We start from the raw sequence: 12,023 nt of genomic DNA, 5'->3' as shown, positions 1-12,023 counted from the left end.
GGCGGCCGACCTGCCGCTGCGCCTGCGCGACGCGCTGGGGCGGCGCAAGTCGCTGGCCAGCGCGCCTGCCCGCGACTTGAAGCTGCCGCTGATCGGCCACCTGCCGCTGCAAAAACAATTGAGCATCCTGTCGACGGTGATGGCTCTGAGCCTGGCCGCCAGCCTGCTGTTTGTCGGCCTCAATACGCGCAGCGGCAATATCGCCTCGGCGCAGACGCAGCTGGCCAGCGATGCGCTGATGCATTCGCAGCGCATCGGCAAGGCTGCGCCGAACGCCGTGCAAGGCAACCCGGAAGCGTTCCGCCAGCTCGAGGAAAGCCGCAATGAACTGAACCAGGATTTCCGCCTGATGCTGCGCGGCGGGACGTATCACGGCCGCGATATCGGCGAGTCGCGTTCCGCCCTGCTGGCGGCGGTGGCCGACGCGCGTAAAAAATGGGCCAGCAGCGACCGCGCGGCCAGCACCATCTTGCGCCTGAAGCCGGAGCTGGGCGAATTCGACAAGACCTTGCAGCAATTGAACGCGCTGTCGCCGGCGCTGCTGGCGCAGACCGAGGAAATCGGGGCCCTGAAGGTGCAGCGCGGCGGCAATGCGCGCGACCTGGCCGTCATCGGCCGCCTGATGATGCTGAGCCAACGCATGAGCCGCAGCGCCAGCGAGTTCCTGTCGTCGGGCAGCATTAGCTCGGAAACGGCATTTTCGCTGGGGCGCGACACGACGTATTTCCGCACCGCCGTCGAAGGCTTGCTCAATGGCAGCGTGTCGCTGCAGCTGGCGCCCACGCGCGACGCCGAACTGCGCGACCGGATGGTGGCGCTGAAAGCCAGTTTCGACACGTACCAGAAGCTGGTCTCGTCGATACTTGACCGCCTGGATAAATTCAGTTCGGCGAAAAGCGCCGAACAGCTGATCTTCAACGAAAACGAAGACCTGCGCCAGCGCTTGACCCTGCTGCAGCAGATGTACCACGCGAACCAGGAAACCCTGGGTGTCGCCTTCTGGATGATGGTCGGCGGCGTGTTGCTGACCCTGATCGCGGCGGCCGGCATCGGCAGGGTGCTGCTGCAGGACTCCGTCAACCGCACGCGCGACGCCGAGCGGCGGCGCCAGGAAGCGGAAATCCGGCGCCTGCAGTCGCAGGAAAAAGAGGAAGTGGCGAAGGCCAGGAATGAGCAGAACCAGGCGGCCATCCTGCGCCTGATGAATGAATTGCAGAAGGTCGCCGACGGCGACCTGACGGTGCAGGCCACCGTGTCGGAAGACATCACGGGCGCCATCGCCGATTCCGTCAACTACACGGTCGAGGAATTGCGCGGCCTGGTGGGGCGGGTGACGGCAACGGCCGAGCAGGTCAACCGCGCTTCGACGCAGGCGCAAAGCATCTCGAGCAAGCTGCTGATCGCGTCGCAGCAGCAGTCGCGCGAAATCCAGGGCGTCAGCGCCACCGTCGTCAAGATGGCCAATGCGATTACCGACGTGTCGAAGTCGGCCAGCGTCTCGGCCGACGTGGCGCGCCAGTCGGTGGCGGCCGCGCAGCAGGGTTCGACGGCGGTGGAAAACGCCATCAAGGGCATGCATGAAATCCGCGAGCAGATCCAGGATACCTCCAAACGCATCAAGCGCCTGGGCGAATCGTCGCAGGAAATCGGCGAAATCACCGAACTCATTTCCGACATCACCGAGCAGACCAACGTGCTGGCGCTGAACGCCGCCATCCAGGCCGCATCGGCCGGCGAGGCGGGACGGGGCTTTTCCGTCGTCGCCGAGGAAGTGCAGCGCCTGGCCGAACGCTCGGCCGCCGCCGCCAAGCAGATCGGCGCGCTGGTGCGCACCATCCAGGCCGATACCCAGGATGCGACGCGGGCGATGGAAACGTCCACGCAGGGCGTGGTCGAGGGCGCACGCCTGTCCGACGCGGCCGGCGCGGCCTTGAACGACATCAGCCAGGTATCGAAACATCTGGCGGAACTGATCCAGGGCATCTCGTTCGCCACCGGCACGCAGGCCGGTTCGGCCAGCGGCGTGGCCTTGAATATCCAGCATATCCTGAGCGTGACGGAGCAGACCCAGGACGGCACGCAGCAAACGGCGCAGTCGATCCATAAACTGTCGATGCTGGCGCAGGAACTGAAAAATTCGGTGTCGCGCTTCCGCGTCGCCGCCTGAACGCCGCGCCAGTCCAGGGCGATTTCCTTACCGAGGCATGCATGAGCACACCAGATAGTCCACAGCAATCCAAGCCGTTCGACAGCGAACCTCTGTCGTGGGTGATGGTGGAAATCCGCGAAGCGCTGGGCCGCTCGAAAACGGCCCTGTTCGAAGCGGGTGGCCGCGAGCGCGAGGAACGCGCCACGGCCCTGCAGCATGCGCGCTCGCATCTGCACCAGGCGCATGGCGCGCTGGTGATGGTGGACGTGGCCGGCGCCAGCCTGCTGACGGACGCTGCGGAACAGGCGCTGGCGCGCTTTCGCGACGGCAGCCTCGAATACACGCTGGACCATGCGCAAGTCGTCGCCGAACTGTATCAGGCCCTGAGCGAATACCTGGAAGACCTGGTGGCCGGCACGCCGCCGCAGCCGGCGCGTTTGTTCCCCTATTACCGCGATTTGCAAACCATGCTGGGCGCCGAACGCATCCACCCGGCCGACTTGTTTTTTCCGCCAGCATCGACGCTGGAAGGGCATGCCATCGCGCTGGCGGAATCGCCACCAAGCGCCGATTACCCGGCCTGGCGCGGGCGCTTTGAAAAATCCCTGCTGCCCTTCCTGAAGGCGCAGGATGACGCGGCGCGGCGCCAGCACGCCAGCGACCTGCACGCCATCTTGACCCTCGTGGCCGACGCGCAGCAGGAAGCGCCTGCGCGCACCTTCTGGTTCGCCATGCAGGCGTTTGCCGGGCTGGCGGCCAGCGGCGAGGGCATGGGCACGCTCAACGTCAAGCAGCTGTTCGGCCTGATCAACCTGCAGTTGCGCCGCCTGGCGCAGGGCACGGCCAGCCTGCCTGAAGCGATGTTGCGCGACGTCCTGTTCTTCATTGCCGCGGCACGCGAGCCGACGCCGGAGGCACGCCAGTTGCGCGCCGCTTTCGCCCTGGAAGGCATGCTGCCCGCCGACGTGGAAGCGCGGCGCTACGGCCAGGTCGACCAGGATGCCTTGCAAGGCGCCCGCACGGCCCTGGCGCAGGCGCGCGCCAGCTGGAGCCGCCTGGCGCAAGCCGACCTCGATCCAGTCCTGGGCACGGATTTCGACGCGTCGCTGCAAGAAGTGGCGGCGCATGTGGAGACCTTGAAGCAGCCGGCCTTGGCCAGCCTGCTGCGCGAATGCGCGGCCGTGGCGCGGCAAGCCGTGACCAGCGGGCGCAGTGGGGCCCTGGAAAATGAAATCGGCATGGCGCTGCTGTTTGCGGACACGGGCCTGGAGCAGTTGCGCCGCCTGCCCGACGATTTCGCCGGCAACGCGGAAACCATCGCCGCGCGCCTGCAGGCGCTGTTGGCCGGCGAAGCGCCGCCGCCCGTTACGGCGGGCGAACTGTCGCGCCAGATCGAACAGGGCCAGACGGTGGCCGCGCTTGCCGAGGAAATGAAGACGGGCTTGCGCCAGGTGGAAAAGGTGCTCAACGCCTATTACGCGGATGCAGCGGGTGCAGCGCAGGCGCAGGCGGGAGCTCTCGACGGCGTCGCGCCCGTGCTGGAGCAGTTGCAGCAACAGCTGGCCGGACTGGGACAGGAAGATGCGCGCGGCGCCGTGCTGCAGGTCGATGCGGCCGTGCGGCAGCTGGCCGGTGCCGGCGCCAACGCGGATGGGCGCGCCGAGGCGCTCGACGAGATCGCGCAAAATGTCAGCGCGCTGGGCTTTTTTGTCGATATGCTGGGCCGCAACGCGCAGGCGGCCAGCGGGCGTTTCCATTTCGATGCGGCCGCCGGTACTTTCCGCGCGCTGCCATTTGAAAAAGTCGCCGCCGCCGGCGCCGTGCCGGTGCCCTTGCTCGACCAGGCCCTCGCGCCCGCCGCGCCAGCCGGCATGGATGCCGCGCCGGCAGTGACCGATGTCGACGCCGAGATGCTCGACATTTTCATCGCCGAAGCGCGCGAAGTGCTGACCTTCATCGACACCACCCTGGCCCTGCCGCGCGAGCAAGCCGCCAGCGGCGACCACCTGGCCATGCTGCGCCGCTCGTTCCACACCTTGAAGGGCAGCAGCCGCATGATCGGCCTGGCGCAGTTTGCCGAGGCGGCCGGCGCCATCGAACGCGTCATGAATACCTGGCTGGCCGAGGCGCGCCCCGTCAGCGACGACTTGTTTACCTTGCTCAATTACGGCTGGTATCAGCTCAGCGAATGGGTGGCGGAACTGGAAGGCGGCGCGGGGCGCGAGCGCGAGGCCGGCATGCTGCTGATGGCGGCCGAGCGCGTGCGCGAAGGCGGACCGTTCGAACTGCGCAAGCCGCGCCCGGCCGCGCCCGTGGCCAGCAATGGCAATGTGATCGGACTTCCCTTGGCCACGGCGCCGACGCTCCACGAAGCGCCTGACGATCACCTCAAGCACGTGGGCGAACTGCGCATCAGCCTTCCCTTGTACAACATCTACCTGGCCGAGACGGATGAATTGCTGCGCGTGCTCACGCGCGACTTCGGCGAATGGCGCCATGAACAGCGCGCCGTCAGCGCCGAGGCGCTGCAAGCCGTGCATACCCTGGCGGGAACGTCGGGCACGGTGGGCTTCCAGTCCTTGCGCGACTTGGCGCACGCGCTGGAAACGGTGATCGAAACGGTGGTGCCGCCGCTGGCCGGCTTGCGCGCCGAACAGCACGACGTGCTGGAACAGGCCACGCAGCGCATCGGGCAAATGCTGCAGGCATTCGCGCTGGGCGACCTGGCGCCAACGCAGCCGGACATGATCGAAGCGCTCAACACTCTGTGGCGCGCCTTGACGGCGCCGCCCGGCGAGAGCAAGGAAGACCGCCTTGACGCCCTGTTCGCGGAAGCTTATGCCAGCATCGTCGGCGCGTCGGCGCAGCCCGCCGAACCGGTCGCTGAAGTCCCGCTGCCGCAGCTTGAGACCCTGTTCGAATCGACATATGCAAGCATCGTCGCCGATGCGCTGCAGCCGGAGGCTGCCGACGTGCCGGCGCCGGCGCAGGACAGCGGCGCCAGCGACGACCTGTTCGACGCCGGTTTCGAGCATGCGCCGCCATTGGAACATGCGGCGCCGGAAGCGCCAGCGCCCGCCATCATGCCGGCCGATGCGGCCGCGCTGCTGGCAGCCAGCGCCGGCATCAGCGATGAACTCGACCTCGATCTCTTGTCCGTCTTCCTGGAAGAGGGCGCCGACCTGCTGCCGCAGATCGGCGAGGCGCTGCGCAGCTGGCAGCAGCAGCCGCACGACAGCGGCCAGGCGCAGATGCTGTTGCGTACCCTGCATACGGTCAAGGGCAGCGCGCGCATGGCCGGCGCCATGCGCCTGGGCCAGCATGCGCATGAAATCGAGACGCATATCGAAAACATGCTGCACGCGGGCACCGCCACGCCGCAGGCTTTCGAGGAATTGCTGGCCCATTACGACCATGCGCTGCACCTTTTCGAGCAATTGCAGCAGCCCTTGCTGCCCTTGCCGGGCATGGAAGACACGCCGGCCGCCGAACCGAAAGCGGCGCTGGTGCGCGTGCGGGCCGATATCCTCGACCGCCTGGTGAACCAGGCCGGCGAAGTGTCGATCACGCGTTCTAAAATGGAAAATGAAGTGGGCGTGCTCGGTGCTTCGCTGTCCGAGTTTTCCGACAACCTGGCGCGCTTGCGGCGCCAGCTGCGCGAAGTGGAAATGCAGGCCGAATCGCAGATCGCCTCGCGCATGGCAGTCGGCAGTGAGCGCGAATTCGACCCGCTCGAATTCGACCGTTTTACGCGCCTGCAGGAACTCACGCGCATGATGGCCGAAAGCGTCAACGACGTGGCGTCCTTCCATGAAAACCTCAGCCACAGCGTCGATGCGGTCACGGACGACCTGGTGCTGCAGGCGCGCTTGACGCGCGAGCTGCAGCGCGACCTGATGCAGATCCGCATGGTGCCGTTTGCCAGCATCGCCGAACGGCTGTTCCGCGTGGCGCGGCAAAGCGCCAAGGAAGTCGACAAGCGTGTCAACCTCGACATCCGCGGCGGCGGCGTGGAAATCGACCGCAGCGTGCTCGAACGCATGGCGGCACCCTTCGAGCACCTGCTGCGCAACGCCATCGTGCACGGCGTCGAGCCGCGCGACGCGCGTCTGGCAGTGGGCAAGAGCGAGACGGGCGAGCTGCTGGTGCAGGTCAGCCAGCAGGGCAATGAAGTGGCGATCGCCTTTTCCGACGATGGCGCAGGGCTGGACCTGGAGCGCATCCGCGCCAAGGCGCACGGCGCCGGCCTGGTGGCGACGGACGCGCCATTGACCGACGCGCAGGCGGCCGAACTGATTTTCACGCCCGGGTTTTCCACCGCCGACAGCCTGACGGAACTGGCCGGACGCGGTTTTGGCATGGATATCGTGCGTTCCGAAGCGCTGGCCCTGGGCGGGCGCGTGGAAACGCTGACGCAGGCGGGCCTGGGCATGCGCTTCACCATCCACCTGCCGCTGACCCTGGCCGTCACGCAAGTGGTGCTGCTGGCGGCGAACGGCAAGACGTATGCCTTGCCATCGGTGCTGGTGGAGCAGGTGCTGCACCTGAAAGGCGAACAATTGGAGCAGGTGCGAGCGGCCGGGCGCATCGAGTCGCACGGGCAGTCGCTGGCGCTGCATTACCTGTCGGCCATGCTGGGCGAGACGCCGGCGGCGCAGGCCACGCAGCGCTACGCGCCCGTGCTGTTGCTGAGGAATGGCAATGACAGGCTGGCCTTGCAGGTCGATGACGTGGTGGGCAACCGCGAAGTCGTGGTCAAGCACGTGGGTCCGCAGCTGGCGCGCATGCCGGGCATCGCCGGCGCCACGGTGCTGGGCACGGGCGACATCGTGCTGATCCTGAACCCGGTGGCGCTGGCTCAGCACCTCGAGCATCATCCGGAACTGTTGTCGCAGTATGCGCTGGCCAGCAGCGAGCAGCATGCCGCCTCCAGCGCGCTGGCCGCTCCTGCCGTGCGCGTGATGGTGGTCGACGATTCGCTGACGGTGCGCCGCGTGATGCAGCGCCTGTTCGAGCGCGAAGGCTACCAGGTGCTGCTGGCCAAAGATGGCGTCGATGCGCTGGAACAGCTGCATACGCTGGAACCGGCTGCCATGCCGGCCCTGCTGCTGGTCGACGTGGAAATGCCGCGCATGGATGGCTTTGACTTGACGCGCAATGTGCGCAGCGATGACAAGACGCGCGCCATCCCCGTCATCATGATCACCTCGCGCAGCGCCGACAAGCACCGCGCGCATGCGTTCGAGCTGGGCGTGAATGCGTATTTCGGCAAGCCGTTCCAGGAGGAGGAATTGCTGGCGGAGGTGGGACGGTTGTTGAGCGACGGCGTGGTGTAACCGGCGCCAACGCCAACATTGTTGTCGGATTACGCGGGGCTTTGCCCCGCTAATCCGACCTACGCCTGTTGATTGACGGCGCATGTCGGGTAGGTCGGGTTAGCGCGTAGCGCGTAACCCGACATCACCGTAATGCCAATCAATTACCTGACTACGCCACCACCTTCACCACCGCATAACGCCCCAGGGTTTCCTTGCGCGCCTCGTCGTGCTGCACCAGCGGTTCCGGATAATCGCGTCCCAGCACGATATTTTTTTGTTCGAGCAGCATGCGCGGCACCAGCCAGGGCGCGTGGATTTCCTTGTCGCCCAGCGCCTTCAGCTGCGGCAGGTAGCGGCGGATGAAGCGCCCGCTGGCATCGAATTTTTCCGACTGGGTGACGGGATTGAAGATGCGGAAGTAGGGCTGCGCGTCGCAGCCGGAGGACGACGCCCATTGCCAGCCGCCGTTGTTCGACGCCAGATCGAAGTCATTGAGGTGGAGCGCGAAATACGCTTCGCCGCGGCGCCAGTCGATGCCCAGATCCTTGATCAAAAAGCAGGCCGTGACCATGCGCAGGCGGTTGTGCATATAGCCCGTCTGGTTCAGCTGCGCCATGGCCGCGTCCACCAGCGGATAGCCGGTGCGCCCTTCGCACCAGGCGGCAAACGCAGCGTCGGCCTCGGGGCCCGTTTCCCAGGCGATGGCGTCGTAGGCCGGTTTGAAGGCGCCGCCTTTCACATGCGGGTTCTGGTACAAGATCATGGCGTAGAAATCGCGCCAGATCAGTTCGGCCAGCCAGACGGGCGCGCCATCGCCGCCACCGCCCCGGTCCATCAGGTCGACGATGGTGCGTACCAGGTAGCGCAGCGAGACGGTGCCAAAGCGCAAGTGCATGGACAGGTAGGACGGCCCCTTCAGGGCGGGGAAATCGCGCGCCACGTCATAGCGGTCCACGCGCGGCAAAAAATCCTCGAACAGTTGACTGGCGCCCGACATGCCGGTGGGGATGGCCAGTTCGGCCAGGTTGCTGGCCTCGAACCCCAGCTCGTCCAAGGTGGGCAGGGGCGCCGGCGTGCCGGCGCGCGGCGGCGCCAGGCTGGCCGCGTGCGGCTCGATATCGAACGGCGCCAGGCAGCCGGGTTCGGCGCGCATTTTCTTCAGCCAGGCATTCTTGTACGGCGTGTAGACGGTGTACGGCTTGGCCGACAAGGTCAGCACCTCGTCTTTTTCAAAGATCACCTGGTCCTTGAAGCTGAACCACAGGCGCGCGTCGTGCGTGAGCGCGGCGGCCACGGTGGCGTCGCGGGCGATCGCTTGCGGCTCGTAGTCGTGGTTGGCAAAGACGGCATCGGCGTTCAACTCGGCGGCCAGGCGCGGGATGGCCTCGGCCGCGTCCTCGTGCAGCACGATCAGGTCGCCGCCGAGCTGGCGCAGCTCGGCGGCCAGCTCGGCCACGCTGGCATGGATGAAATCGACCCGCCGGTCGCTGCGCGGCAGCGCAGCCAGGATGGCGGTGTCATATACAAAGACGCAATGCACGGTCTGGCTCTGGCGCAGGGCGTGATGCAGTGCAGCATGGTCAAACGCGCGCAGATCGCGCCGGAACCACACCAGGGAAGTCTTGATTGTCATTATTTCGCGTGTTCAGGGTCAAAGATAGGCCATTTTTTGCCGCCAACAGGGCTTTATGGCCGCTCGCGTCGCGCCTTTGGCGTCGCTGCGGCGGCAATTCAGTGTAAACTACCGGGTATGTTCGCGGTACTTTATGTGCGACAGCGATTTTGCAATCAATTTTACAATTGGCATCGAAATGCGCCCACAGGCAAAGCGAATTGATCATTAATTTATAACATAACAAGAATAACGCCTGGCACCACGGTGCGCGCCGCCCAAGATTCGCGGCAGCTTGCGCCAGGCGTACGATAGCGGGGTAAGCGAGACTTGCCAGCAAGCCCACAGAGAGAGCATCGCGTATGAAAAAGAGTAAAATCGACCAGACTCTACCAGGACATCGTCTGATGCAGGGTGTGGGAGAACCGGCCGCGACCGGTTCCTCCACCCTGAATCTGGCCAACCATTTCCTCATTGCGATGCCGGCCATGCAAGATCCGATCTTCGGCGGCACGGTCGTGTACGTGTGTGAACATAATGAAAACGGCGTGCTCGGCGTCGTCATCAACAAACCCACCGACATGACCATGGAAGTGCTGTTCGACCGCATCGACCTGAAACTGGCGGCCGGCAGCGATACGCCCATCATCAATGAACCGATCATGTTCGGCGGCCCCGTGCAGGACGACCGCGGCTTCGTGCTGCATACGCCGGGCGCGCGCTATTCCTCGTCGCTGACGGTGACCGATGAAGTGGCGTTTACCACCTCGATCGACGTGCTCGAAGCCGTCGCCAAGGGCGATGGTCCCGAGCGCATGCTCGTCTCGATCGGCTACTCGGGCTGGAGCCCGGGCCAGCTGGAAGACGAGATCGGCCGCAACGGCTGGCTGACGGTGGGCGCCTCGGCCGACATCCTGTTCGATTTCCCCATCGAGCAGCGCTACGTGGCGGCCATCAAGCTGCTCGGTATCGACCCCCTCATGCTGGCAAGCGAGGCTGGCCACGCATGAGCGGTGACGTCATCGACACCATCCTCGCCTTCGATTTCGGTTTGAAACGCATCGGCGTGGCCATCGGCAATACCATGATTTGCCAGGCCAAGCCGCTCAGCGTGATCACGGCCACGGCGAACGAGCCGAAGTTTGCCGCCATCGATAGCCTGATCAAGGAGTGGGGTGCCAGCCGCATTGTGGTGGGCTTGCCCAGCCATCCCGATGGCACGGAACACGAGATGAGCGCGCGCTGCCGCCGTTTCGCCAACCAGGTGCATGGCCGCTTCAACCTGCCCGTGGAACTGGTCGATGAGCGTTATTCCTCGGCCGTCATCGCCGCCAAGCGCGGTGAAGTCATCGACGACCGCGCCGCCGCCATCATCCTGCAACAGTATTTCGACGCGAATTATTAATCTGACCCTAGACTCCCTCCCTGAATGATTAAGAACTCTATGCCGCATCCTACGAATCCATCCCAACTCGACGCCGAGGCCCTGTATGCGGTCTTGCTGCAGCAAGTGCAGAGCGGCCTGGCGGGCATTCCCAACGTGGCCATCGTCGGCATCCACTCGGGCGGCGCCTGGCTGGCCGAACGCCTGGCGCGCGACCTGAACCTGCTCGACCGCCTGGGCGTGCTCGATGTGTCCTTCTACCGCGACGATTTCGCCCAGAAGGGCCTGCATGCGGACGTCAAGCCGACGCAGATCAGCTTTGACGTGGCCGGCGCCACCATCCTGCTGGTCGACGACGTGCTGTACACGGGCCGCACGACGCGCGCGGCCATCAACGAACTGTTCGACTATGGCCGCCCGGCCAAGATCATGCTGGCGGCCCTGGTCGACCGCGGCGAACGCCAGCTGCCGGTGGCCGCCGATTTCGTGGCCGCCTTCACTGCCGTGCCGCCGGGCCAGGCCCTGGTCCTGAAGCAAGCCGACGATGGAAAATTCACGCTCACCATAGATACCCACCATGCTTAATCCGCAACTGAATAAACACGGCGAACTGCAACATCTGCTGACGATTGAAGGCTTGCCGAAGTCTATCGTCAACCACATTCTCGATACCGCTTCCTCGTTCGTCGGCATTTCCGACCGCGACGTGAAAAAGGTGCCGCTGATGCGCGGCAAAAGCGTTTTCAACCTGTTCTTTGAAAACTCCACGCGCACCCGCACCACCTTCGAGATCGCCTCGAAGCGCCTGTCGGCCGACGTCATCAACCTGAACATCCAGGCCTCGTCGGCCAGCAAGGGCGAGTCCCTGCTCGACACCATCGACAACCTGTCGGCCATGCATGCCGACATGTTCGTCGTGCGCCACGCGCAGTCGGGCGCGCCCTACCTGATCGCCAAGCACCTGATCGACACCAAGCAGCCGCACGTCCACGTCGTCAACGCGGGCGACGGGCGCCATGCGCATCCGACCCAGGGCTTGCTCGACATGTACACGATCCGCCACTACAAGAAGGATTTCACCAATTTGACGGTGGCTATCGTGGGCGATATTTTGCACAGCCGCGTGGCCCGTTCCGACATCCACGCGCTGACCACCCTGGGCGTGCCGGAAGTGCGCGCCATCGGCCCGCACACCTTGCTGCCGGGCGGCCTGGAACAGATGGGCGTGCGCACCTTCACCAACATGGATGAAGGCTTGAAAGGCGTCGACGTGATCATCATGCTGCGCCTGCAAAATGAACGCATGAGCGGCGCGCTGCTGCCGTCGGCGCAGGAATATTTCAAGAGCTACGGCTTGACGCCCGAGCGCCTGGCGCTGGCGAAACCGGACGCCATCGTCATGCATCCGGGTCCGATGAACCGCGGCGTGGAAATCGATTCGGCCGTGGCCGACGGTCCGCAGGCGGTGATCCTGCCGCAGGTGACGTTCGGTATCGCCGTGCGCATGGCGGTGATGAGTATTTTGGCTGGTAATCAGGGCTGATAGCCCAAGGACGAGTA

Annotated in this window: 7 protein-coding genes; 6 read left to right on the top strand and 1 reads right to left on the bottom strand. The window is 65.2% G+C overall.

Going from position 1 to position 12,023, the window contains the following annotated elements; genetic code table 11:
* The coding region (locus tag VM94_RS15470; protein ID WP_046684702.1) for a methyl-accepting chemotaxis protein at positions 1-2,167 on the top strand (2,167 nt) is incomplete at its 5' end.
* Between the two features lie 41 nt (positions 2,168-2,208).
* Entirely contained in the window at positions 2,209-7,485 is a 5,277-nt protein-coding gene (locus VM94_RS15465; protein WP_046684218.1) for a hybrid sensor histidine kinase/response regulator, read from the top strand.
* Between the two features lie 151 nt (positions 7,486-7,636).
* Here VM94_RS15465 and VM94_RS15460 read toward each other — a convergent pair whose 3' ends face one another.
* A complete protein-coding gene (locus VM94_RS15460) occupies positions 7,637-9,100 on the bottom strand; it encodes a cryptochrome/photolyase family protein (protein WP_046684217.1) in 1,464 nt (487 codons plus the stop codon).
* Positions 9,101-9,486: 386 nt separating this feature from the next.
* On the opposite strand from VM94_RS15460, the gene VM94_RS15455 reads away from it, so the two are divergent.
* Genes VM94_RS15455 through VM94_RS15440 form a run of 4 tightly spaced genes read left to right on the top strand, consistent with a single transcriptional unit; the run spans position 9,487 to position 12,006 of the window.
* Positions 9,487-10,089: a YqgE/AlgH family protein gene (locus tag VM94_RS15455; RefSeq protein ID WP_034746689.1), complete on the top strand. Its 603-nt coding sequence runs from the start codon at positions 9,487-9,489 to the stop codon at positions 10,087-10,089.
* Positions 10,086-10,484 carry a Holliday junction resolvase RuvX gene (ruvX, locus tag VM94_RS15450; protein ID WP_235432920.1) on the top strand — a complete coding sequence of 133 codons (399 nt, stop codon included), beginning with the start codon at positions 10,086-10,088 and terminating at the stop codon, positions 10,482-10,484. The genes VM94_RS15455 and ruvX overlap by 4 nt, the downstream gene beginning before the upstream one ends.
* Positions 10,485-10,523: 39 nt before the next feature.
* The gene (gene pyrR, locus VM94_RS15445; protein WP_034780225.1) at positions 10,524-11,048 is read left to right on the top strand and encodes a bifunctional pyr operon transcriptional regulator/uracil phosphoribosyltransferase PyrR; all 525 of its coding nucleotides are present in this window, start codon (positions 10,524-10,526) and stop codon (positions 11,046-11,048) included.
* The gene (locus tag VM94_RS15440) at positions 11,041-12,006 is read left to right on the top strand and encodes an aspartate carbamoyltransferase catalytic subunit (protein WP_034746695.1); all 966 of its coding nucleotides are present in this window, start codon (positions 11,041-11,043) and stop codon (positions 12,004-12,006) included. The genes pyrR and VM94_RS15440 overlap by 8 nt, the downstream gene beginning before the upstream one ends.
* Positions 12,007-12,023 lie beyond the last annotated feature (17 nt).

The organism is Janthinobacterium sp. KBS0711, from assembly GCF_000988085.1.
GTDB classification, from domain to species: Bacteria; Pseudomonadota; Gammaproteobacteria; order Burkholderiales; family Burkholderiaceae_D; genus Janthinobacterium; species Janthinobacterium lividum_E.
The sequence above is the reverse complement of the archived record's forward strand: the minus strand, read 5'-3'. Positions and strand labels throughout refer to the sequence as shown.

What these genes read in the sequence shown, in the direction of transcription:
- VM94_RS15455 (WP_034746689.1), top strand. Translation starts at nt 9,487, where the DNA reads ATGCAGGGTGTGGGAGAACCGGCCGCGACCGGTTCCTCCACCCTGAAT.
- VM94_RS15440 (WP_034746695.1), top strand. Translation starts at nt 11,041, where the DNA reads ATGCTTAATCCGCAACTGAATAAACACGGCGAACTGCAACATCTGCTG.
- pyrR (WP_034780225.1), top strand. Translation starts at nt 10,524, where the DNA reads ATGCCGCATCCTACGAATCCATCCCAACTCGACGCCGAGGCCCTGTAT.
- VM94_RS15465 (WP_046684218.1), top strand. Translation starts at nt 2,209, where the DNA reads ATGAGCACACCAGATAGTCCACAGCAATCCAAGCCGTTCGACAGCGAA.
- VM94_RS15460 (WP_046684217.1), bottom strand. Translation starts at nt 9,100, where the DNA reads ATGACAATCAAGACTTCCCTGGTGTGGTTCCGGCGCGATCTGCGCGCG.
- ruvX (WP_235432920.1), top strand. Translation starts at nt 10,086, where the DNA reads ATGAGCGGTGACGTCATCGACACCATCCTCGCCTTCGATTTCGGTTTG.